General features: G+C 51.6%; 20 protein-coding genes and 1 pseudogene. 18 read left to right on the plus strand and 3 right to left on the minus strand.

The window, feature by feature from the left end; translation table 11 throughout:
• Nucleotides 1–32 precede the first annotated feature (32 nt).
• Nucleotides 33–1,289, minus strand: a complete 1,257-nt coding sequence (hemA, locus tag ACLJRU_RS02090) for a glutamyl-tRNA reductase (RefSeq protein WP_001540179.1) — start codon at nt 1,287–1,289, stop codon at nt 33–35.
• Nucleotides 1,290–1,602: 313 nt separating this feature from the next.
• Between hemA and lolB the strand changes: the two genes are divergently transcribed.
• The 4 genes from lolB (at nt 1,603) to dauA (ending at nt 6,097) form a co-directional block, all read left to right on the plus strand.
• Entirely contained in the window at nt 1,603–2,226 is a 624-nt protein-coding gene (lolB, locus tag ACLJRU_RS02095) for a lipoprotein insertase outer membrane protein LolB (protein WP_000174484.1), read from the plus strand.
• Nucleotides 2,223–3,074, plus strand: coding sequence for a 4-(cytidine 5'-diphospho)-2-C-methyl-D-erythritol kinase (ispE, locus tag ACLJRU_RS02100; protein WP_023234989.1), 852 nt, complete (start codon nt 2,223–2,225; stop codon nt 3,072–3,074). The genes lolB and ispE overlap by 4 nt, the downstream gene beginning before the upstream one ends.
• A 265-nt stretch (nt 3,075–3,339) precedes the next feature.
• Nucleotides 3,340–4,287 carry a ribose-phosphate diphosphokinase gene (gene prs, locus ACLJRU_RS02105; protein ID WP_001518537.1) on the plus strand — a complete coding sequence of 316 codons (948 nt, stop codon included), beginning with the start codon at nt 3,340–3,342 and terminating at the stop codon, nt 4,285–4,287.
• Nucleotides 4,288–4,411: 124 nt separating this feature from the next.
• Nucleotides 4,412–6,097, plus strand: a complete 1,686-nt coding sequence (dauA, locus tag ACLJRU_RS02110; RefSeq protein WP_001037188.1) for a C4-dicarboxylic acid transporter DauA — start codon at nt 4,412–4,414, stop codon at nt 6,095–6,097.
• A 44-nt stretch (nt 6,098–6,141) separates the two neighbouring features.
• On the opposite strand, the gene ychH is transcribed toward dauA, so the two are convergent.
• Complete coding sequence (gene ychH, locus ACLJRU_RS02115) at nt 6,142–6,420, minus strand: stress-induced protein YchH (protein ID WP_000823878.1); 279 nt, start codon at nt 6,418–6,420, stop codon at nt 6,142–6,144.
• Between the two features lie 275 nt (nt 6,421–6,695).
• On the opposite strand from ychH, the gene pth reads away from it, so the two are divergent.
• The 4 genes from pth to ACLJRU_RS02135 all read left to right on the plus strand — a co-directional run bounded on the left by pth (nt 6,696) and on the right by ACLJRU_RS02135 (nt 10,361).
• A complete protein-coding gene (gene pth, locus ACLJRU_RS02120; protein WP_023234991.1) occupies nt 6,696–7,280 on the plus strand; it encodes an aminoacyl-tRNA hydrolase in 585 nt (194 codons plus the stop codon).
• 116 nt (nt 7,281–7,396) lie between these two features.
• Nucleotides 7,397–8,488 (plus strand): redox-regulated ATPase YchF, encoded by a 1,092-nt coding sequence (gene ychF / locus ACLJRU_RS02125; protein ID WP_000505850.1) that lies wholly within the window; start codon nt 7,397–7,399, stop codon nt 8,486–8,488.
• Between the two features lie 758 nt (nt 8,489–9,246).
• The gene (locus ACLJRU_RS02130) at nt 9,247–9,867 is read left to right on the plus strand and encodes a hypothetical protein (protein ID WP_024148653.1); all 621 of its coding nucleotides are present in this window, start codon (nt 9,247–9,249) and stop codon (nt 9,865–9,867) included.
• A gap of 38 nt (nt 9,868–9,905) precedes the next feature.
• Nucleotides 9,906–10,361 carry a hypothetical protein gene (locus tag ACLJRU_RS02135; RefSeq protein ID WP_000487338.1) on the plus strand — a complete coding sequence of 152 codons (456 nt, stop codon included), beginning with the start codon at nt 9,906–9,908 and terminating at the stop codon, nt 10,359–10,361.
• Nucleotides 10,362–10,836: 475 nt separating this feature from the next.
• Here ACLJRU_RS02135 and ACLJRU_RS02140 read toward each other — a convergent pair whose 3' ends face one another.
• Nucleotides 10,837–12,102: a DUF4427 domain-containing protein gene (locus ACLJRU_RS02140; protein ID WP_000794376.1), complete on the minus strand. Its 1,266-nt coding sequence runs from the start codon at nt 12,100–12,102 to the stop codon at nt 10,837–10,839.
• A 494-nt stretch (nt 12,103–12,596) separates the two neighbouring features.
• Between ACLJRU_RS02140 and hyaA the strand changes: the two genes are divergently transcribed.
• The 10 genes and pseudogenes from hyaA (at nt 12,597) to ACLJRU_RS02190 (ending at nt 22,626) form a co-directional block, all read left to right on the plus strand.
• On the plus strand, nt 12,597–13,715 hold the full coding sequence (hyaA, locus tag ACLJRU_RS02145; RefSeq protein WP_023234992.1) for a hydrogenase 1 small subunit: 1,119 nt from the start codon (nt 12,597–12,599) through the stop codon (nt 13,713–13,715).
• Nucleotides 13,712–15,506: pseudogene (gene hyaB / locus ACLJRU_RS02150) on the plus strand (Ni/Fe-hydrogenase large subunit). The gene hyaA and the pseudogene hyaB overlap by 4 nt, the downstream one beginning before the upstream one ends.
• Nucleotides 15,507–15,524: 18 nt before the next feature.
• Nucleotides 15,525–16,256, plus strand: a complete 732-nt coding sequence (hyaC, locus tag ACLJRU_RS02155) for a Ni/Fe-hydrogenase b-type cytochrome subunit (protein ID WP_011264306.1) — start codon at nt 15,525–15,527, stop codon at nt 16,254–16,256.
• Nucleotides 16,253–16,849, plus strand: coding sequence for a hydrogenase 1 maturation protease (gene hyaD / locus ACLJRU_RS02160; protein WP_000993807.1), 597 nt, complete (start codon nt 16,253–16,255; stop codon nt 16,847–16,849). The genes hyaC and hyaD overlap by 4 nt, the downstream gene beginning before the upstream one ends.
• Nucleotides 16,839–17,243 carry a hydrogenase-1 operon protein HyaE gene (hyaE, locus tag ACLJRU_RS02165; protein WP_001540185.1) on the plus strand — a complete coding sequence of 135 codons (405 nt, stop codon included), beginning with the start codon at nt 16,839–16,841 and terminating at the stop codon, nt 17,241–17,243. The genes hyaD and hyaE overlap by 11 nt, the downstream gene beginning before the upstream one ends.
• Complete coding sequence (locus tag ACLJRU_RS02170) at nt 17,240–18,088, plus strand: hydrogenase expression/formation protein (protein ID WP_000063377.1); 849 nt, start codon at nt 17,240–17,242, stop codon at nt 18,086–18,088. Before hyaE ends, ACLJRU_RS02170 begins: the two co-directional genes overlap by 4 nt.
• A gap of 74 nt (nt 18,089–18,162) precedes the next feature.
• A complete protein-coding gene (gene appC / locus ACLJRU_RS02175; RefSeq protein WP_000263600.1) occupies nt 18,163–19,707 on the plus strand; it encodes a cytochrome bd-II oxidase subunit 1 in 1,545 nt (514 codons plus the stop codon).
• Nucleotides 19,708–19,718: 11 nt separating this feature from the next.
• Nucleotides 19,719–20,855 carry a cytochrome d ubiquinol oxidase subunit II gene (gene appB / locus ACLJRU_RS02180; RefSeq protein WP_023234993.1) on the plus strand — a complete coding sequence of 379 codons (1,137 nt, stop codon included), beginning with the start codon at nt 19,719–19,721 and terminating at the stop codon, nt 20,853–20,855.
• Nucleotides 20,856–20,867: 12 nt separating this feature from the next.
• Nucleotides 20,868–20,957, plus strand: coding sequence for a cytochrome bd-II oxidase subunit CbdX (cbdX, locus tag ACLJRU_RS02185; protein WP_000270306.1), 90 nt, complete (start codon nt 20,868–20,870; stop codon nt 20,955–20,957).
• Between the two features lie 394 nt (nt 20,958–21,351).
• Nucleotides 21,352–22,626, plus strand: coding sequence for a Glu/Leu/Phe/Val family dehydrogenase (locus tag ACLJRU_RS02190; RefSeq protein WP_023234994.1), 1,275 nt, complete (start codon nt 21,352–21,354; stop codon nt 22,624–22,626).
• Nucleotides 22,627–22,808: the final 182 nt, after the last annotated feature.

A 22,808-nucleotide genomic window follows, 5' to 3' on the forward strand; every position in this document is an offset into this window, starting at 1 on the left:
ATTCACCCTGTAAAAAAGTGTGGTGTGTGCTGCTACTCCAGCCCGAGGCTGTCGCGCAGAATATTCAGGCGTTCGTCATCCCCGTCACGGGCAGCCTGTTGAAGTGATTTCGTTGGCGCATGAATCAGGCGGTTGGTCAGTTTCCATGCCAGATCCTGCAAGATGGCTTGCGCATCACCGCCCTGTTGAAGGGCCGACAGCGCTTTGGTAGTCAGTTCGTCACGAATCTGCTCCGACTGACTACGGTATTCCCGAATGGTCTCGCTGGCCCCCTGGGCGCGTAGCCAGGCCATAAACTCGCTGGCTTCCTGCTCAACAATCGTTTCCGCTTCTACTGCCGCAGCCTGACGCTGCACCAGATTATGCGAAATGATGCTCTGTAAATCATCGACGCTATAAAGATAAGCGTTCGCCAGTTTGCCGACTTCCGGTTCAACGTCGCGCGGTACGGCAATATCCACCAGCAGCATCGGCTGGTTGCGACGGCTTTTTAATGCGCGCTCCACCATGCCTTTACCGATAATCGGCAGCGGGCTGGCGGTCGAACTGATAATAATATCGGCATCCTGCAAACGGGCGTCGATATCGCTGAGCGAGATAACCTCAGCGCCTACCTCATCCGCCAGGGCTTGCGCGCGCTCGCGGGTTCGGTTGGCGATAATCATCTTTTGTACTTTATGCTCGCGCAGGTGACGCGCCACCAGTTCAATGGTTTCGCCCGCGCCAACTAACAGTACGGTGACCGTCGAGAGCGATTCAAAGATTTGGCGGGCGAGCGTACAGGCGGCAAACGCGACGGAGACGGCGCTAGCGCCGATATCGGTTTCAGTCCGCACTCGCTTGGCGACGGAAAACGACTTCTGAAACATTCGCTCCAGCGCGCTGGCGTTAAGGTGGCCTTTTTGCGAATCCGCAAACGCTTTTTTCACCTGACCGAGGATTTGCGGTTCGCCCAGCACCAGTGAATCCAGACCGCTGGCGACGCGCATCAGGTGGCTGACGGCGTCATTATCCTGATGCCAGTACAGACTGTTGCGCAGATCGTCCTCGTTCAGGTTATGGTAATCGCATAACCAGCGGATCAGCGCTTCTTGCAGGTTATCCTGCTCTTCCACGCTCAGATACAGCTCTGTACGGTTACAAGTTGACAGCACGACCCCGCCCTGCACCATTGGCTGCGCAAGCAGGCTGTCCAGCGCCTGATCAAGCGTGTCCGGCGAAAACGTTACGCGTTCTCGCAGCGATACAGGTGCCGTTTTATGGTTAATACCGAGCGCTAAAAGGGTCATGTCTGCGGGAGTAGTACCAGCGTTGATATGGTTAGTCTGCTTGCATCATACAGGATGCGCGTGGTCAATAAAAGAGAGAGCCCCCTTTTGGAGTAATTGGCAGCGCTCGCTAATTTGATGATTTAAGACAACTTGAAAGTAGACGATGTCACCAGGCGGCGCTAGCATTAAAGGCTATAACTGTAACCGATAGCAAAAATTTGCCGAATCGCGGCGCGAACGTTTTTACAGCCTGCAGGTTCAGTTTTCAGGCCTGATAAGCGTAACGCCATCAGGCAATTATTGCACCGTATCACAAGGATTCGTCATCACTATGACCCTGCCCGATTTTCGCCTGATTCGTCTACTGCCGTTAGCAAGCCTGGTTCTCACCGCCTGTACGCTTCCTGGGCATAAAGGCCCGGGCAAGAGCCCGGATTCCCCTCAGTGGCGCCAGCATCAGCAAGAGGTGCGTCATCTGAATCAATACCAGACGCGCGGCGCCTTTGCTTACATCTCAGATGATCAGAAAGTCTATGCGCGCTTCTTCTGGCAACAGACCGGACAGGATCGCTACCGCCTGCTGCTTACCAACCCGCTGGGCAGCACCGAGCTGGAGCTTAACGCCCAGCCGGGCAACGTCCAGTTGGTGGATAACAAAGGCCAGCGTTATACCGCCGATGACGCCGAAGAGATGATCGGCAAACTCACCGGGATGCCGATTCCGTTAAACAGCCTGCGGCAGTGGATCCTCGGTCTGCCTGGCGATGCCACCGACTACAAACTGGACGACCAGTACCGCCTGAGCGAAGTGAACTACCGCCAGGATGGTAAAAACTGGAAAGTGGTTTACGGTGGCTATGACAGCAAAACGCAGCCTGCCATGCCTGCCAATATGGAGCTTTCAGACGGCAGTCAGCGCATTAAGCTGAAAATGGATAACTGGATTGTGAAATGATGACCCATTGGCCTTCTCCGGCAAAATTAAATCTGTTTTTATATATCACCGGACAGCGAGCAGACGGCTACCACACGCTGCAGACGCTGTTTCAGTTTCTGGATTATGGCGACACACTCCACATCGAACCGCGTCACGATGGCGAAATCCATTTATTAACGCCGGTTAACGGCGTTGAAAATGAAGACAATCTGATCGTCCGCGCCGCGCGGCTGTTGATGAAAGTCGCCTCGGAGAGTGGACGCCTGCCCGCCGGAAGCGGCGCGGATATCAGCATTGAGAAGCGCCTTCCCATGGGCGGCGGTCTGGGTGGCGGCTCGTCTAACGCCGCGACCGTTCTGGTGGCGCTCAATCATCTTTGGCAATGCGGGCTTTCCATTGATGAACTGGCGACGCTCGGCCTGACGCTCGGCGCCGACGTCCCGGTCTTTGTTCGTGGCCACGCCGCGTTTGCCGAAGGCGTAGGCGAAATATTAACGCCGGTGAATCCGCCGGAAAAATGGTATCTGGTCGCGCCCCCTGGCGTAAGCATTCCGACGCCGGTTATCTTTAAAGATCCTCAATTGCCGCGTAATACGCCAAAAAGGTCAATAGATACGTTACTAAAATGTGAATTCAGCAATGATTGCGAGGTTATCGCAAGAAAACGTTTTCGCGAGGTTGATGCGGCGCTTTCCTGGCTGTTAGAATACGCGCCGTCGCGCCTGACTGGGACAGGGGCCTGTGTCTTTGCTGAATTCGATACAGAGTCTTGTGCTCGCCAGGTGCTTGAGCAAGCCCCGGAATGGCTCAATGCTTTTGTGGCGAAGGGTGTCAACCTCTCCCCATTGCATCGAGAGTTACTCTAACGCATTCGGGTTTCAGGAAGATGGCGAAATGACGAATCGCCGGTCATATATGCCGTATTTGACCGGTGTGAGGCATCGATACCAGCGCACATGAAACGTGAATGAAGACGAGTAAGCCGGGCAAGCTGAGCTTCGGTGACAACGTCACCTTGTTCCAGACGTTGCATCGCGCTCTTTAATACACCGCCTGGATAGGATTTTGCCTGGCCCGCACAGTTTTCGGCAGATTCTTTCCACCAATGGACGCATGCCTGAGGTTCTTCTCGTGCCTGATATGAAGCTTTTTGCTGGTAACGCCACCCCGGAACTAGCACAACGTATTGCCAACCGCCTGTACACTTCTCTCGGCGACGCCGCCGTAGGTCGCTTTAGCGACGGCGAAGTCAGCGTACAAATCAACGAAAATGTACGCGGTGGTGATATTTTCATCATCCAGTCCACTTGTGCCCCAACCAACGACAACCTGATGGAATTGGTCGTTATGGTTGATGCCCTGCGTCGTGCTTCCGCAGGTCGTATCACCGCCGTTATCCCCTACTTTGGCTATGCACGTCAGGACCGTCGCGTACGTTCCGCCCGTGTGCCGATTACCGCAAAAGTTGTCGCTGACTTCCTGTCCAGCGTCGGCGTTGACCGCGTTCTCACCGTAGATCTGCATGCTGAACAGATCCAGGGCTTCTTTGACGTTCCGGTTGATAACGTGTTCGGTAGCCCAATCCTGCTCGAAGATATGCTGCAACTGAATCTGGATAACCCGATCGTGGTTTCTCCGGATATTGGCGGCGTGGTTCGTGCCCGCGCTATCGCTAAGCTGCTGAACGATACCGATATGGCTATCATTGATAAACGTCGTCCGCGCGCGAACGTTTCTCAGGTGATGCACATCATCGGTGACGTCGCTGGCCGTGACTGCGTGCTGGTTGATGATATGATCGATACCGGCGGTACTCTGTGCAAAGCAGCAGAAGCATTGAAAGAACGTGGCGCTAAACGCGTGTTTGCCTACGCGACGCACCCGATCTTCTCAGGCAATGCGGCAAACAACCTGCGCAACTCCGTCATTGATGAAGTCGTTGTCTGCGACACCATTCCGCTGACCGACGAAATCAAAGCGCTGCCGAACGTGCGTACTTTGACCCTGTCAGGTATGCTGGCCGAAGCGATTCGCCGTATCAGCAACGAAGAATCGATTTCCGCCATGTTCGAGCATTGATCGAACCCGGATCTGAAACCCGCTGCGGCGGGTTTTTTTGTCTGTAACACCCTTTTGTATGACTTATGCCTCCTTCACCTGCCATTTAGTTGACAGATGATGCGCTCATGGATGAAACATTATTGTGAACAAATTATTTTCCTCACATGTGATGCCTTTCCGCGCTCTCATCGATGCTTGCTGGAAAGAAAAATATACCGCCTCCCGGTTCACCCGTGATGTGATAGCCGGGATCACCGTCGGGATTATTGCTATCCCGCTGGCGATGGCGCTGGCAATTGGCAGTGGCGTTGCGCCGCAGTATGGCCTCTATACCTCCGCTGTCGCCGGGATCGTGATCGCGCTAACCGGCGGCTCGCGCTTTAGCGTTTCCGGCCCTACCGCCGCGTTTGTGGTGATTTTGTATCCGGTATCGCAACAGTTTGGTCTGGCGGGCCTACTGGTCGCCACGCTGATGTCGGGCTTCTTCCTGATCCTTTTCGGCCTGGCGAGACTGGGGCGATTGATTGAATATATCCCGGTGTCGGTCACGTTGGGTTTTACCTCAGGGATTGGTATTACCATCGGTACCATGCAGATTAAAGATTTTCTTGGTCTGCAGATGGCCCATGTGCCAGAGCACTATTTGCAGAAAGTCGGCGCGCTGTTTATGGCGTTGCCCACCGTCAATATTGGCGATGCCGCCATTGGCGTGGTAACGCTGGGAACGTTGATTTTCTGGCCGCGTCTCGGTATTCGTCTGCCAGGACATCTTCCCGCGCTGCTGGCCGGTTGCGCCGTGATGGGGATCGTTAATCTGCTGGGCGGCAATGTGGCGACTATCGGCTCACAGTTCCATTACGTTCTGGCTGACGGCACTCAGGGCAACGGCATCCCGCAGCTCCTGCCGCAACTGATGCTGCCGTGGAGTCTTCCTGGCTCCGATTTCACGCTAAGCTGGGATTCACTGCGCGCGCTGCTGCCAGCGGCTTTCTCAATGGCAATGCTGGGGGCAATCGAATCATTGCTCTGCGCCGTCGTGCTGGACGGCATGACCGGCACCAAACATAAAGCTAACAGCGAACTTATCGGCCAGGGGCTGGGGAATATGGTCGCGCCGTTCTTTGGCGGCATCACCGCCACCGCCGCGATTGCCCGCTCTGCCGCCAACGTCCGCGCTGGCGCGACCTCTCCCGTCTCAGCGGTAATTCACGCTATCCTGGTTATTCTGGCGCTACTGGTCTTAGCCCCGCTACTCTCCTGGCTGCCGCTTTCCGCGATGGCGGCGCTACTGCTGATGGTGGCATGGAATATGAGTGAAGCCCATAAAGTGGTGGATCTGTTACGCCATGCGCCGAAAGACGACATTATCGTTATGCTGCTGTGCATGTCATTAACGGTTCTGTTTGATATGGTCATCGCCATCAGCGTGGGGATTGTCCTTGCTTCCCTGCTGTTTATGCGCCGTATTGCGCGAATGACTCGACTTGCGCCGGTCAATGTCGATGTGCCTGAAGATGTGCTGGTGCTGCGTGTTATCGGTCCGCTCTTTTTCGCCGCGGCGGAAGGGTTGTTTACTGACCTTGAGTCACGTATTAAGGGCAAACGTATCGTCGTTCTGAAATGGGACGCAGTACCAGTGCTGGATGCAGGCGGGCTTGATGCTTTTCAGCGTTTTGTGAAGCGTCTGCCGGAGGGTTGCGAATTGCGTATCAGTAATCTGGAGTTCCAACCGCTGCGCACAATGGCGCGTGCCGGTATCAAACCTATTCCTGGGCGTCTGACCTTCTTCCCGAACAGGACGGAGGCGTTAGCGGATTTACTCAGTTAATGGACAATGCCCGGTGGCGATAACGCTTACCGGGCCTGAACCGGTTAGCTATGACGACGATTGTCGTTACGGCGGCAACGTTTGTCATAGTGACGTACCCACCAATATTTGTCGCTCACCTGCTCATGCCCCCCTACACGAGCCCCCGCCAGCCAAAGAACTGCCCCGACAAAAATGCTCAGTATTGCGCCATGCGCAAAAAATTGCGGCAAATTAAACTGCGGCAGTTGGTTCAAAATAGAGTAACCCACGCCGACAACCATCACGACCAGCCCCAACCCCATCAGCACGTTACCGAATAACGAAGCGTTTTTGCGTTTCATATGTCACCTCCGGAACTTTTGGGTTGTTTTTAGGAAATCCCCCTAAACTTTATGTGTAAAGTATAGACAACACTTCCGTTTGTAAGTGCGGTTGCGATCACAAATGTAAAGTTTCATTTAACAAAACTTTACAAATAACACACTGAACAGTTTACATTTTTAATAATCAATGCTGGCAATTATTTAATTTACTCCAGAGTGTCGCTGTGTTTTGTCAAGCGGGCAGACAGACAGTAAACTACGCGCCAGTTATGGATCTACTCAGGACAAAAAACGTGGCAATTAAATTGATTGTTGGTCTGGCGAATCCCGGTACGGAATATGCCGCGACGCGACACAATGCAGGCGCATGGTACGTCGATTTACTGGCGGAGCGCCTGCGCGCGCCGTTGCGTGAAGAGCCTAAATTCTTTGGCTATACCTCACGCATCACGCTGGAAGGGGAAGATGTTCGCCTGCTGGTACCCACCACGTTCATGAACCTCAGTGGTAAAGCAGTTGGCGCAATGGTCAGTTTTTACCGTATTCAGCCGGACGAAATTCTGGTCGCTCACGACGAGCTGGATCTCCCTCCGGGCGTGGCGAAATTTAAACTTGGCGGCGGCCACGGCGGCCACAATGGTCTGAAAGACATCATCAGCAAGCTGGGCAATAATCCCAACTTTCACCGCTTACGCGTTGGAATTGGTCATCCAGGCGATAAAAATAAAGTTGTTGGTTTCGTGCTGGGTAAACCCCCTGTTTCTGAACAAAAATTAATTGATGAGGCTATTGACGAAGCGGCGCGCTGTACGGAACTGTGGTTCAAAGAGGGTCTGGCCAAAGCAACAAGCCGTTTGCATACCTTTAAGGCGCAATAACCAGTGATGTGCGGCATTTTTGCCGCACGCCGTGTATAATAGGCGAAGTTATTTCCATTTCTGCAATCTGTTTTCTATAACAGGTTGATTATTAAGATATTAAGGTGAGTTAAATCATGGGATTCAAATGCGGTATCGTCGGTCTGCCCAACGTCGGGAAATCCACCCTGTTCAACGCGCTGACAAAAGCCGGTATTGAAGCGGCAAACTTTCCGTTCTGCACTATCGAACCGAATACCGGTGTCGTGCCGATGCCCGATCCGCGTCTGGACCAGTTGGCTGAGATTGTTAAACCGCAACGCATTCTACCAACCACGATGGAGTTCGTGGATATCGCCGGTCTGGTAAAAGGCGCGTCCAAAGGCGAAGGGTTGGGTAACCAGTTCCTGACCAATATCCGTGAAACTGAAGCTATCGGTCACGTGGTTCGCTGCTTTGAGAACGACAATATCATCCATGTGGCGGGTAAAGTAAACCCGGCAGAAGATATTGATGTTATCAATACCGAACTGGCTCTGGCTGACCTCGATACCTGCGAGCGCGCTATCCATCGCGTACAGAAGAAAGCCAAAGGCGGCGATAAAGACGCCAAAGCGGAACTGGCCGCGCTGGAAAAATGCCTGCCGCACCTGGCCGAAGCGGGGATGCTGCGTTCGCTGGACCTGACGGACGAAGATAAAGCGGCTATCCGTTATTTAAGCTTCCTGACGCTGAAGCCGACAATGTATATCGCTAACGTCAATGAAGACGGTTTTGAAAATAACCCCTATCTGGACCAGGTTCGCGAAATCGCCGCGAAAGAAGGTTCGGTCGTGGTTCCGGTGTGTGCCGCCGTCGAAGCTGATATTGCTGAGCTGGATGATGACGAGCGCGACGAATTTATGGCTGAACTGGGTCTGGAAGAGCCGGGGCTGAACCGCGTTATTCGCGCAGGTTATCGCCTTCTGAACCTCCAGACCTATTTCACCGCCGGGGTGAAAGAAGTTCGCGCATGGACCATTCCGGTTGGCGCAACCGCGCCGCAGGCAGCAGGTAAAATCCATACCGACTTCGAAAAAGGCTTTATCCGCGCCCAAACAATCGCCTTTGACGACTTTATTACCTATAAAGGTGAACAAGGCGCGAAAGAAGCCGGTAAGATGCGAGCGGAAGGCAAAGATTACATCGTTAAAGATGGCGATATAATGAACTTCCTGTTCAACGTCTAATTAGTTTCTGTTGCCTCATGAGGTTTCGCTGAATCTCATGACAGCGGTAAAACTCTATAAAATCCACGCAATGGCGTGGATTTTTCATTTCATAATGCCTCAACTCATCTCGTAACAATGCTGTCAAAAATGAGTACAACATTCTTCCATCCTCATTTTAAGTGAGTACAATAACGGTATAATAAATAAACAAGGCCCCGTTATGCTCACTGATACGCAATGCCGCACTGCCAGGGCCATAGTGTGAATGTTGTTTCGTCTAAGGTTTTGACTCTATACCAACTAAAAGCTTTTTAGAAAGGTATAGATACCGTATAGCCTGTTTGGGTTAACTCATATCACAGTATCGTACATAGCTTCAGATCTTGTTCAGGTGTTCCCCCCTACACTCACCACCGGGGCTCTTAGGGCAACTGCATGAACTACAAAATTATAATCATTTTGCAATTCTGAAACTAATTATAATTTGCGATTGCACTGCCATTAATTTAATACACATAATGAATGAATAAAAAATCATTAAAATCGTAGACTGTAATACTCCAGAATCGCGTGAAGGAATTCATATTAAAATATTGAGATGTTTTTTTAACAAAGAATCAACCCTGTTTGCTCTGTGACTATAGAGAAATACCGAAAGTTTTATTTTAGATCAAATCCAACCGGCTGGACGCACCATCATCAATTTTAGATTGACATTCATTAATAATAGTAGAATAGTGACCATAGAAATTTCGGTAGATATACAGGATGATGCCGTGGATAGTTTTATTTCTAATTTAATCATTTTCTTATTTATTGCCTTTTTGATAACGTTTTTTATATTCACACAAAGAATAAAAGCTAAAGCAATAGATAAAATTGACAATAGTTTGACGCTTTACAGCATTATCTTTAACAAGGGCGTTCAGGACCATGTCACATCTCCTCAGAATATCATATCACATTTAAAAATCGATCGTTTTTACCCGTTGGTCACTTACCTCCCTGCAATCCCACTCTTTTGTCTTGTTTTATATTGCCAGGAAGGCTTGTCATTAGCAATATTAACAATTTCCATCATTGCATTACTTTCATTTGCTGCATTGAGTCTTACAATGTCACTTGATATATATGAAAATGCTATTGTTCATAATACTTTGCTAAGGAAAAGAGTCTTTTTATTTAGCCAACTTGACTCTATTGATGAAAAAATAGACTATGACGGTGTTCCAAACACAAAAGAAGAAGCGCTAATGTATCCAAGATATTATGCCATAGTAAAAAATGGGCGAGTCATCTTTTGCATACCGAAAACACTTAGCAATTACTCCAGTTTCAAAAAAAATTTCAATGAATCGTCTATTTTTATAAAAGAAATAATAGACAACGAATATTAACCAGATAATTAACCCATTATTTATCAGGAAGGTATAAAATGTTTCAGAATTCAGGCGAAGTGATTATGTACTTCGGTTGTTTTTTATTTTCCTTACCATTTATTCTTGTTTTAATTAGAAAAGTGCTTTTTTTTGTTGGGCTACAATATAATTTTCTTCATAGCCACAAAGCAGGTGTCGCTTTTGGATTGCTACTTATATATGGACTTATCATCGCATACATAGGGCAGTCGTATAAAGACAGGATCTGCAATGATGTGATGCTTTCTTATTATGAACAAGGTATAAATTATTCTGAGCTAACGCCATCGCAGAGGATAAATATATTATATGCGAGTATTCATATGCCTATAGATTTCAAAAAAGGTAACGACGTCTCTAAGTACTTACCTGCGTTAGAAAAATACACATACCAATCAAAAATATATAAACATAAATCAATAGAAAAGGCCAAAGAAGAGACAAATCAATTTATGAAAACATTCACACAATAATTATACATACTGCATACCAAGCCACAAGTGCGGTAAACACATCGACCTTTGGTGTACATTAACACTAAGAGCCTATCCCACCAGGCGTTATTGGCGCAGCCAGTTTGGACACGGACAGCGCGCAAAAACCGGAGCGTACACGTAGTACGTGAGGTTTGACTCGCTACGCTCGCCCTTCGGGCCGCCGCTAGCGGCGTTCAAAACGCTAACGCGTTTTGGCGAGCACTGCCCAGGTCCAAAATGGCAAGTAAAATAGCCCTAATGGGATAGGCTCTAAGCGTCAATCCCTCTTACACAGTTATAGCAGCGCACCAGGTACAATGCATTGATACTTAAAGACTGGTGTAGAAATTCATAATTGGAAACATCGAAGATTCAGAGTTTTCGTCAGAGATCGGGCCAGAGTCAATCTGGCCGGGATCTCAAAAATGCATGGAGCTAAAACGAGTCTATTTACAGTAAGTTCTTTTCTTAATTACCAGTCGACATTCACTGTATGGTTATAAAAAGGATGCTGATCCTTTAGCGGCGTCTCATAACTTGGGATCGCATCATAATCATCTTTTCCCCGAACGGAATACCTTCCCGCTTCGATATCAAAACGATGTTTGAGCCATCCCGCAACATGACTTGCGAAAGCCTCTTTTCTTCTTAATGGCCAATCGACAGAAGCCAAATTAACATCTAATAAGTACCGCCCTTCTTTATTAACCTTGATCATTCCAGCCTGCAGTAACGCCCGTACCACCTGGGATTGGTTATCATGAATCCAGACCCAGGCATTTCCAAATTCCATTGCATAGCTATCATTTAAAAAATCTTTTTTTGAAAATAATTCACTTACATAATCATTGATAGAGTCAGCATAATTTTTTACTTTAGATGCAGATAAATCAAAAAAAGATTCAAATTCGAAAATATTGTCATTAATACAGGACAGTAACGCACCCGGTTCCGAGAGCTGGGTCCATGATTGTAAACTCTCTACAGCTATAATGAATTTGAAAGTATTTCTTCCAATGACACCCCGGTCAATTAAAGTTAAAATATCGTGAGCTACGGTAGGGATATCTTCTGCAAACGGGACGATTATCCCCGCACCACTTATTTCGCTTGATCTAAAATCAAATCCTGGGGTACTTTCAATGTTTTCCGGAATACCATACTCTTTAATATGATTAAGGAAATTATTAATATCGCCACGATATGGCCATCGCCATTCACGTTCATGTGTCCAGTCAATCTTACCTGGAACATAAGTAACATATCTATATTGTTCAATCAAAGGAAGAGCCGTTTCATCAAGAATACGTTCCCCGTTTCTGCCTTGCGAGCATCGAGCATTGTTATGCTGATCTAACCCATATATTACTGGCCTTGCCCCATAATTAAACATTTGCTCTTTAGGTAAAACGATTGCATATAAACCGATTTTTTCATTTCGTTCTAATCGGCGAACACCAGTCTCTAAATAAGCTGCAATCGGCATATCTGTAAAGCATACCACCGGGGAGTCACCATATACGGTTCGTTGCCCATTTCGGTATGACCAGGACGAGAAAATTTTATGACTGCGTAAAGATAATCGAAGTAAATATTTAGCATCAATGAAACATGCGTGGTGCTGATTATTAAAACCACAGTGTTCAGGCAAATAAATATGGCTACCGGTCTCTAAATCAACGTCCCGAAAAAAATGAATCAAATAATCGGATAAGTCAAATCTGATGTTATTTTTCATGGGACGCCCTCTTTCAAACAGTCTCTTTTTTGCATTCCTTTAAAACCAGCACCACTATTTTATATAAAAATCATCACGAAGTATGCTTCTTTTAACGATGACATCAACTCCTCCCTCCTTTTGCATCAACTTACGTATCCCTGAAATGGCGAGACCAGGCTAAATCTACCCGAGGTGGCTCGCTGAAAACCTCATTCCGGAACAAGCTCAACCGCCCTTCCCCGCCACGGCCCTTTCGCCGAAAAACCGATAATGGGTATAAATATACCGCTATAAGCTATACCCACACACTTCACATTGTTTCTTATCGTTAATCCGATACGCTTTTTTCACATTATTTCTGGCGGTATACGCCGGTGCAAAGTGAATCGGGCTCGTTTCCGCGCTCGCGCGTAACACAATGATTTACCTTGCTGGCGGAACGTCAACGGACCCGCAAAAGCGCCTTATGCCCCTGGCGGAGCGTGGTGCAAAAAGGAGAAAAAATACGCGTTATGAATAACGAGGAGACCTTTTATCAAGCCATGCGTCGTAAGGGAGTGACCCGACGCAGCTTTCTCAAATTCTGTAGCCTTGCCGCCACATCGCTGGGACTGGGCGCCGGAATGACGCCAAAGATCGCCTGGGCGCTGGAGAATAAACCGCGGATTCCGGTGGTCTGGATTCATGGACTGGAATGCACCTGCTGTACCGAATCCTTTATCCGTTCCTCGCACCCGCTAGCCAAAGATGTGATCCTCTCGCTGATCTCCCTCGATTATGACGACACCCTGATGGCCGCCGCCGGCGCACAGGCCGAAGAAGTCTTTGACGATATTACCACTCGCTACGCCGGGAAATACATTCTGGCGGTGGAAGGCAATCCGCCGTTAGGAGAACAAGGGATGTTCTGTATCAGCGGCGGCTGCCCGTTTATTGAAAAACTGAAGAACGCCGCCGCGGGCGCCAGCGCTATTATCGCCTGGGGAAACTGCGCCTCCTGGGGTTGCGTCCAGGCCGCCCGCCCCAATCCAACCCAGGCAACGCCTATCGATAAAGTGATCACCGACAAGCCGATCGTGAAAGTCCCTGGATGTCCGCCAATCCCGGATGTCATGAGCGCCATTATCACCTATATGGTGACGTTTGATCGTCTGCCGGAACTCGATCGCATGGGCCGTCCACTGATGTTCTACGGTCAGCGTATCCACGATAAATGCTACCGCCGCGCCCATTTTGATGCCGGTGAATTTGTCGAGAGCTGGGATGATGACGCCGCCCGCAAGGGATACTGTCTGTACAAGATGGGCTGTAAAGGGCCAACCACCTATAACGCCTGCTCCTCCACACGCTGGAATGACGGCGTCTCCTTTCCTATCCAGTCCGGTCACGGATGTCTGGGATGTTCAGAAAATGGTTTCTGGGATCGCGGCTCGTTTTATAGCCGCGTGGTGGATATTCCCCAGATGGGTACCCATTCAACCGCCGATACGGTGGGGCTGACCGCGCTGGGCGTGGTCGCGGCGGGCGTTGGCGGTCACGCTATCGCCAGCGCGCTCAACCAACGTAAACGCCACAAACAACAGTTAGCGCAAGCCGAACAACAGCCGGACAATGAGGATAAACAGGCATGAGTAACCAGTATCAAACCCAGGGTTATACCGTTAACGACGCCGGCCGTCGTCTGATCGTGGACCCGATTACCCGCATCGAAGGGCATATGCGCTGCGAAGTGAACATTGATGAGCAAAACGTCATTACCAATGCCGTTTCCTGCGGCACGATGTTCCGCGGGCTGGAGATCATTCTGCAAGGCCGTGACCCGCGTGACGCCTGGGCGTTTGTTGAACGTATTTGTGGTGTATGTACCGGGGTACATGCTCTGGCATCGGTGTACGCTATCGAAGATGCGATTGGTATCCAGGTGCCGGATAACGCCAATATTATACGTAACATCATGCTGGCTACGTTGTGGTGTCACGATCATCTGGTCCATTTTTATCAGTTAGCCGGTATGGACTGGATTGATGTTCTGAATGCGCTGAAAGCCGATCCGCGCGCCACCTCGCAGTTGGCGCAAAGCCTTTCCGCCTGGCCTATGTCATCGCCGGGCTACTTCTTTGACGTACAAAATCGATTGAAGAAATTTGTCGATGGCGGCCAGCTTGGGATATTCCGTAACGGCTATTGGGGACATCCACAGTACAAACTGTCGCCAGAGGCTAATCTGATGGGCTTTGCCCACTATCTTGAAGCCCTCGACTTCCAGCGCGAGATCGTCAAAATCCATACCATATTTGGCGGTAAGAACCCCCATCCTAACTGGATCGTTGGCGGGATGCCGTGCGCGATCAATCTCGATCAAAGCGGCGCGGTCGGGGCTATCAATATGGAGCGCCTCAACCTGGTGCAGTCGATCATCACCCGCACCGCCGACTTCATTAACAACGTGATGGTTCCGGACGCGCTGGCTATCGGCCAGTTCAATAAAGCATGGAGTCAAATTGGCACCGGTCTGTCGGATAAATGCGTGCTGAGCTACGGCGCATTTCCGGACATTGCCAACGACTTCAGCCAGCAAAGCCTGTTAATGCCGGGCGGCGCGGTGATCAATGGCGATTTTAAAAACGTTATGCCGGTAGATTTGGCCGATCCGCAGCAGATACAGGAGTTTGTGGATCACGCCTGGTATCGCTATCCGGACGATCGGCTGGGCCGTCATCCTTTTGACGGCATTACCGATCCCTGGTACAACCCGGGTGATGTCAAAGGCAGCGATACGCATATCCAGCAGCTCAACGAGCAGGAACGTTACTCCTGGATTAAAGCGCCGCGCTGGCGGGGTCATGCCATGGAAGTCGGGCCCGCTTGCCCGAACGCTTATCGCGTACCACAAAGGGGATGCCGCCACTATAGAGTCGGTAGATCGCATGATGTCCGCCCTTAAACTGCCGCTCTCCGGTATCCAGTCTACGCTTGGCCGTATTTTATGCCGCGCGCACGAAGCGCAATGGGCCGTCGGTAAGCTGCAGTATTTTTTCGACAGGCTTATGACCAACCTGAAAAACGGCGACCTGGCCACCGCCAATACCGAGAAATGGGAACCGGCCAGTTGGCCGCAGCACTGCCGCGGCATCGGTTTTACCGAAGCGCCTCGTGGAGCGTTGGGACACTGGGCGTCAATCCGCGATCAGAAGATTGAACTCTATCAGTGCGTGGTCCCCACCACCTGGAACGCCAGCCCACGCGATCCTAAAAAACAGATCGGCGCCTATGAAGCGGCATTGATGGGAACGCAAATGGCGATTCCCGACCAACCGTTAGAAATCCTGAGGACGCTGCACAGCTTCGACCCCTGCCTCGCCTGTTCAACCCACGTGCTCGGCAACGACGGCAGCGAACTGATTGCCGTCCAGGTACGCTAAGCGTTAAGGAAAAGAACGATGACTGGAAAGCTATCTCCACGCGTCGGGGAGGCGCGTGATACTGCCGTCAGCCACTATGTGTTTGAAGCGCCGGTACGCCTGTGGCACTGGCTAACGGTGGCCTGCATGTTGGTACTGATGGTAACAGGCTACTTCATTGGCCGACCGCTGCCGTCGGTGAGTGGCGAGGCGACCTATCTGTTTTATATGGGCTATATCCGGCTGATCCACTTTGCCGCCGCGATGATCTTTACCGTGTTACTGCTGGGGCGAATTTATTGGGCCTGTGTCGGCAACCGCTATTCACGAGAGCTGTTTATCGTCCCGGTCTGGCGTCACAGTTGGTGGCAAGGCGCTTTCTCCGTGGTCCGCTGGTATCTGTTTCTGGAGAAAAAACCGGGGAGCGACATCGGACATAACCCTGTCGCGCAGGCCGCGATGTTCGGCTATTTCCTGTTGTCGGTATTTATGATCCTCACCGGTTTCGCTCTGTTTGGCGAGCATAGCCAGTACGCGATCTTTGCGCCGTTCCGCTATGTGGTTGAATTTTTCTACTGGACCGGCGGCAACTCCATCGATATTCACAGCTGGCACCGACTGGGTATGTGGCTGATCGCCGCCTTCATCGTCGGGCACGTTTACCTCGCTATCCGGGAAGACATTATGTCCGACGATACGGTGATCTCCACCATGATCAATGGCTATCGCAGCCATAAATTCCCCAAACCGCACGACAAGGAGCCCTCATGAATGCGCAACGCGTAGTGGTGATGGGGTTAGGAAACCTGCTGTGGGCCGATGAAGGATTCGGTATCCGGGTCGCGGAGCGTTTGTATGCCCGATATCACTGGCCTGAAGAGGTAGAAATTGTGGACGGCGGTACGCAAGGGCTAAACCTGTTAGGTTATGTAGAGCAAGCCAGCCATCTCCTGCTCCTTGACGCGATCGATTACGGCCTGGCGCCGGGCAGCCTGCGAACCTATGCCGGCGAGAAAATCCCCGCGTATCTCAGCGCCAAAAAAATGAGTCTGCATCAAAACAGTTTTTCCGAAGTTCTGGCGCTGGCCGACATCCGCGGGCATCTGCCCTGTCACATAGCGCTGGTCGGTCTGCAACCGGCGCAACTGGACGACTATGGCGGTAGCCTGAGCGAAATAGCTCGCGGCCAGCTACCGGCGGCGGAACAGGCCGCCCTGGCGCAACTGGCCGCCTGGGGGATCGTACCGCAGGCAAACGAGGTCGCACGCTGCCTGAACTATAAATGCCTGTCGATGGAAAATTATGAGGGAGTGCGCATACGTCAGTATCAGACACGTCTGGAGGGCAAAAGAAGTGGCGAATGACACCCCGTTCTCTGCGCTATGGCAACGCCTGTTAACCCGTGGATGGCAACCGGTAGAGGCTTCCACGGTAGACGACTGGATCAAACTGGTTGGAGATGGCGTCATCCTGTTAAGTAGCGATCCGCGGTGTACGCCGGAAGTCAGCGATAACCCGGTGATGATTGCCGAACTCCTGCGTGAGTTCCCGCAGTTTGACTGGCAGGTGGCGGTGGCCGACCTTGAACAAAGCGAAGCTATCGGCGATCGCTTTAATGTTCGTCGATTTCCGGCGACGTTGGTTTTTACAGACGGCGAGCTACGCGGCGCGCTCAGCGGCATTCATCCCTGGGCTGAACTGCTCACGCTGATGCGTTCGATGGTTGACACTCCCGCAGCGCAGGAGACAGCACAATGAGCAACGCCTTTTTTCATCTGCTGGGGCCAGGTACGCAGCCTGATGACGCCAGTTTCTCGATGAATCCCCTACCGCTCACCTGTCAGGTCAATGGCGACCCAAGTATGGCGGCGCTGGAGCGCTGCGCTCACAGCCCGGCGGTGATGGCATTGTTGACCGATCTGCGAGGTCAGCTTGCCCGGCGCATTCCGGAAGTCGGCGACGTGCTGGGATGGGAGTTATCTCCCCTGAATGCCGATGATCTCTCATTCCTCAATACGCTATTGGGCGAAGGCGAAGTCTCAGTACGCATTCAGCATCCGGACGGGAGTGAAAGCGAGATCCAGGAGACCATCTTCTGCGGCCTGTGGCGGGTACGCCATCTGCATAACCGACGTCTGCTGACGGATCGTCTGGAAGCAGGTAGCGCGCCCCTGACATTATGGCAAGCGGCTACCGCCGATACGCTGCCTGACGACTCTCTACTGCCTCCGCCTGTCGCTGGCCTGATGAATGGACTGCCGCTGGCCCATGAATTATTGGCGCACGTACGCGATCCGGCGTTGCAACCTCACAGCATCAATTTGACCCAACTGCCGCTCAGCGAGGCCGATCGTCTTTTTCTGGCACGTTTATGCGGACACGGGAACATCCAGATTCGCATCTCCGGGTATGGCGAAAGCCAAATCAACGCCACAGCATTGCGCCATCTCTGGCATGTGCGCTGTCTGGACGCCCTTAAAGGGCCGTTGCTCGATAGCTATGAGATTTGTCCTTTGCCGGAGCTGGTACTGGCGGCCCCGGAAGATCTGGCCGATTCGCGCCAGCGCCTGGATGAAGTCTGCCGATGGCTGGAGACGCGCTAGCGCTCTCAACAGGAACGTCACCGGTGTCCGGTACTGATTAGCTTTTTACTCTCTTTCTGCCTACAGGAGTTAGCATGTGGGATGTCATTGACTTATCGCGCTGGCAGTTTGCGCTGACCGCGCTGTATCACTTTTTATTTGTTCCTCTTACGCTTGGGCTGATTTTTTTGCTGGCCGTCATGGAGACGATCTATGTGGTGACGGGGAAAACCGTCTACCGCGATATGACGCGTTTCTGGGGCAAGCTCTTCGGGATCAATTTTGCTCTCGGTGTGGCTACCGGCCTGACCATGGAGTTTCAGTTCGGGACTAACTGGTCGCTCTATTCCAACTATGTGGGCGATATCTTCGGCGCGCCGCTGGCGATGGAAGCGTTACTGGCCTTCTTTCTCGAATCCACTTTTGTCGGCCTGTTCTTTTTCGGCTGGCAGCGGCTGAATAAATACCAACACCTGCTGGTCACCTGGCTGGTGGCCTTCGGCTCCAATATTTCAGCATTATGGATTCTGAATGCCAATGGCTGGATGCAGCATCCTACCGGCGCTCATTTCAACATCGATACGTTACGGATGGAAATGAGCAGCTTCAGCGATCTGGTCTTTAACCCGGTGAGCCAGGTGAAATTCGTCCATACCGTCATGTCCGGTTATGTCACCGGCGCCATGTTTATTATGTCTATCAGCGCCTGGTATCTGCTACGTGGCCGCGAGCGTGAGGTGGCCTTGCGCTCGTTTGCTATCGGCTCAGTATTCGGCACCCTGGCCATTCTGGGAACCCTGCAACTGGGGGACAGTTCGGCCTACGAAGTCGCCCAAATTCAGCCGGTGAAACTGGCGGCGATGGAAGGCGAATGGCAAACCGAACCCGCGCCCGCGCCGTTTCATCTGATTGCCTGGCCGCAGCAGGAACAGGAGCGTAATGCGTTTGCCGTGAAGATCCCCGCTCTGCTGGGTATTCTGGCCACCCATTCGCTGGATACGCCGGTTCCGGGGTTAAAAAACCTGATGGACGACGCTCTGCCGCGCCTGAAGCGTGGCCGGGAGGCCTGGTTACTCATGCAGGAGATAGCGCAAGGCAATCGCTCGCCGCAGGTACTGAATGCGTTTCACGCCGTTGAGGGCGATCTGGGGTACGGCATTCTGCTGGCGAAATATGCCCCGGATATGAACCATGTGACGCCGGAGCAATATCGTGCGGCCCAGCGTGGCGCTATTCCTCAGGTGGCGCCGGTGTTCTGGAGTTTCCGTATTATGGTCGGCTGCGGTTCGCTGCTGTTAGTGGTGATGTTGATTGCGTTGATACAGACGCTGCGAATGCGTATCGACCAGCATCGCTGGGTATTGCGTATGACGCTCTGGAGCCTGCCGTTACCGTGGATTGCCATTGAAGCCGGTTGGTTTATGACGGAGTTTGGCCGTCAGCCCTGGGCGATTCAGGACATTCTGCCGACCTGGTACGCTCACTCCGCGCTGACGCCGGGCCAGTTGGCCTTCTCAATGGGACTTATCCTCGGACTTTACACCCTGTTTTTAATCGCGGAAGTCTATCTGATGCAGAAGTACGCGCGTCTTGGGCCGAGCGCCATGCAACATCAACAACAAGCGCAACAACAGGGATAAAGGAGACAATCATGTTGGATTATGAAACGTTGCGGTTCATTTGGTGGCTGCTGATTGGCGTCATCCTGGTAGCATTTATGGTAACTGACGGGTTCGATATGGGTGTCGGTTGCCTGCTCCCGCTGATAGCGCGCAACGATGACGAACGCCGGGTATTGATCAATAGCGTCGGTGCCCACTGGGAAGGAAACCAGGTATGGTTGATTCTCGCGGGCGGGGCATTATTCGCCGCCTGGCCACGGGTCTATGCCGCCGCGTTTTCCGGTTTTTATGTGGCGATGATCCTGGTGCTGTGTGCCCTCTTCTTTCGCCCGCTGACCTTTGATTATCGGGGTAAAATCGCCAATGCCCGCTGGCGCGCGCTGTGGGATACCGGTCTGGTTATCGGCAGCCTGGTGCCCCCAGTCGTATTCGGCATCGCGTTCGGCAACCTGTTTTTAGGCGTGCCGTTTGCCTTCACGCCGCAGCTTCATGTTGACTATTTTGGCACCTTCTGGCAGTTACTCTCGCCCTTTGCCCTACTGTGTGGATTATTGAGTCTGTCGTTGGTGATTATGCAAGGAGGCGTCTGGTTACAGTTGAAAACGGAGGGCGTTATTCGTCAACGGGCTCTGTCGGCCACCCGCCACAGCGCGCTGCTGATCGTGATCTGCTTCCTGCTGGCCGGTTACTGGCTGTGGGCCGGCGTTGATGGCTTTGTCTTACTCACGCAGGATGCCAACGGCCCTTCCAATCCGCTCTTAAAAGGCGTGGCGATACTCCCTGGCGCATGGATGAACCACTTTATACGCTCGCCGCTACTGCTCATCATCCCGTTGCTCGGTATGATCCTGCCGATTCTGGCTTTCTATGCCTGCCTTCGCGGTCAGACTATTCGTGGATTTCTGTTCGCTTCCCTGACCCAGGCCTGCGTCATCTTTACCGCCGGCATAACGCTATTTCCTTTTGTGATGCCGTCGAGTGTTAGTCCTCTCTCCAGCCTGACGGTGTGGGACAGCACCTCCAGCCAGATGACGCTCGAAATCATGCTGGTGATTGTGCTGATTTTTCTGCCGATCGTACTGCTCTATACGCTGTGGAGCTATTACAAAATGTTGGGGCGTATCAACCTGGAGACCCTCCGCCGCAACGATCATGAACTTTATTAGGGAGCGGGAGCGATGTGGTATTTACTGTGGTTTGTCGGCATTCTGCTGATGTGCTCACTGTCGACGCTGGTGCTGGTGTGGCTTGAGTCGCGTCAACAATAAAGAGGTAAACCGGGGTCAGCGCCGTCTGACTCCGGTTATTTTTATCTTTTTACGCGCCAGGCGAAGACGTTTCCCCGCCGACAGGACGACATAACATTGATACATGTCGTTATCATAATGTTTACTTTTAGAGGTGCGTCATAATTATGACAAATAGCCGCCTTGCACATATCACGCATATTTAAGCAATTAATTGCATAATTAGCGATATTTCACCTCTTATATCGGATAGTTAACCACTTCTCATCCAAAATCATAACAAAAATCCAACTGCCTGCCATTTTTGATCTGAGTTAATTGTTTAAAAAAGTGTTAAATTTATCGCTACATGGTGTGATCTACTATGTACCACGGTCAATTAAAGAACATATTACTTTTATCACTAAGGTTTATCATGGATAAGTTATCTTACGCTTCAGATAGCAGCACATCTGCCTGGAATACCTACCTGCAACAAATCGAGCGTGTGGCCCCTTATCTGGGCGAGTTATCCCCCTGGGTGGATACTCTGCGCCACCCAAAACGCGCTCTGATCGTCGATATTCCGGTACAAATGGATAATGGCACTATTCGTCATTTCGAAGGATATCGCGTGCAGCACAACCTCTCCCGAGGTCCGGGTAAAGGCGGTGTTCGCTACCATCCTGACGTTGATCTCAATGAAGTGATGGCCCTGTCAGCATGGATGACCATCAAATGTGCCGCGCTGAATCTGCCGTACGGCGGCGCCAAAGGCGGCATCCGCGTCGATCCGTTCTCGCTGTCGGAAGGTGAACTGGAGCGTTTGACCCGCCGCTATACCAGCGAGATCGGCATTATCATCGGGCCGCAGAAAGATATTCCTGCGCCGGATGTCGGCACCAACGGTAAAGTGATGGCCTGGATGATGGATACGTATTCCATGAATCATGGCACGACGGTCACTGGCGTCGTCACCGGTAAGCCTATCCATCTTGGCGGTTCGCTGGGTCGTGAAAAAGCGACGGGGCGCGGCGTTTTCGTCAGCGGGCTGGAAGCCGCGCGTCGGGCGAATATCGCCGTTGAAGGCGCTCGCGTTGCGGTTCAGGGTTTTGGTAACGTCGGCAGCGAAGCCGCGCGTCTGTTTGCAGGCGCTGGCGCCCGTGTCGTGGCGATTCAGGATCATACCGCGACGCTGTTTAACGCCACCGGTATTGACATGAAAGCGCTCACGGCATGGCAGACAGAACACAAACAGATAGCCGGTTTCCCGGGCGCGGAAACTATCGCCAGCGATGCGTTCTGGCGTCTGGAGATGGATATTCTGATCCCGGCGGCGCTTGAAGGCCAGATAACTCGTCAGCGCGCGGAAGCCCTGACGTGTAAGCTGGTGCTGGAAGGGGCTAACGGCCCGACCTATCCGGATGCTGATGATGTTCTGGCCAGCCGTGGTATCCTTGTGGTGCCTGACGTGGTCTGTAACGCAGGCGGCGTAACCGTCAGCTACTTCGAATGGGTACAAGATATGGCCAGCTTCTTCTGGAGCGAAGAAGAGATCAACGCGCGCATGGACAAAATCATGACCGACGCGATTGTCCATGTCTGGGAGAAAGCGGCTGAGAAATCCTGTTCTCTGCGCACCGCAGCCTATATTGTCGCCTGTGAGCGCATTCTGTTGGCCCGTAAAGATCGCGGTATCTATCCGGGTTAAGGCTACAAGTTATTGCGCTAAAATCCACGTCCCGGCGTGGATTTTTTGTCTGTATACCCCGTTTTCCACGCGCGCGCCGATAAATTCTGTCTCAATAAAATGTCTGTTTGTTCGCAAAATAGCGGTTCAATCACGCGTATCTGGTCATCGTAGACTAAGGTTTTGTCATGGTAAATGCCGTT

Source organism: Salmonella sp. SAL00653 (assembly GCF_046552515.1).
GTDB classification, from domain to species: domain Bacteria; phylum Pseudomonadota; class Gammaproteobacteria; order Enterobacterales; family Enterobacteriaceae; genus Salmonella; species Salmonella enterica.

Excerpts from the sequence above, each read along its gene's own strand:
- lolB (WP_000174484.1), top strand. The coding sequence starts at position 1,603 with ATGACCCTGCCCGATTTTCGCCTGATTCGTCTACTGCCGTTAGCAAGC.
- hyaA (WP_023234992.1), top strand. The coding sequence starts at position 12,597 with ATGAATAACGAGGAGACCTTTTATCAAGCCATGCGTCGTAAGGGAGTG.
- ychH (WP_000823878.1), bottom strand. The coding sequence starts at position 6,420 with ATGAAACGCAAAAACGCTTCGTTATTCGGTAACGTGCTGATGGGGTTG.
- ispE (WP_023234989.1), top strand. The coding sequence starts at position 2,223 with ATGATGACCCATTGGCCTTCTCCGGCAAAATTAAATCTGTTTTTATAT.
- ACLJRU_RS02135 (WP_000487338.1), top strand. The coding sequence starts at position 9,906 with ATGTTTCAGAATTCAGGCGAAGTGATTATGTACTTCGGTTGTTTTTTA.
- hyaC (WP_011264306.1), top strand. The coding sequence starts at position 15,525 with ATGACTGGAAAGCTATCTCCACGCGTCGGGGAGGCGCGTGATACTGCC.
- ychF (WP_000505850.1), top strand. The coding sequence starts at position 7,397 with ATGGGATTCAAATGCGGTATCGTCGGTCTGCCCAACGTCGGGAAATCC.
- hyaD (WP_000993807.1), top strand. The coding sequence starts at position 16,253 with ATGAATGCGCAACGCGTAGTGGTGATGGGGTTAGGAAACCTGCTGTGG.
- appC (WP_000263600.1), top strand. The coding sequence starts at position 18,163 with ATGTGGGATGTCATTGACTTATCGCGCTGGCAGTTTGCGCTGACCGCG.
- appB (WP_023234993.1), top strand. The coding sequence starts at position 19,719 with ATGTTGGATTATGAAACGTTGCGGTTCATTTGGTGGCTGCTGATTGGC.
- ACLJRU_RS02170 (WP_000063377.1), top strand. The coding sequence starts at position 17,240 with ATGAGCAACGCCTTTTTTCATCTGCTGGGGCCAGGTACGCAGCCTGAT.
- ACLJRU_RS02190 (WP_023234994.1), top strand. The coding sequence starts at position 21,352 with ATGGATAAGTTATCTTACGCTTCAGATAGCAGCACATCTGCCTGGAAT.
- cbdX (WP_000270306.1), top strand. The coding sequence starts at position 20,868 with ATGTGGTATTTACTGTGGTTTGTCGGCATTCTGCTGATGTGCTCACTG.
- ACLJRU_RS02140 (WP_000794376.1), bottom strand. The coding sequence starts at position 12,102 with ATGAAAAATAACATCAGATTTGACTTATCCGATTATTTGATTCATTTT.
- hemA (WP_001540179.1), bottom strand. The coding sequence starts at position 1,289 with ATGACCCTTTTAGCGCTCGGTATTAACCATAAAACGGCACCTGTATCG.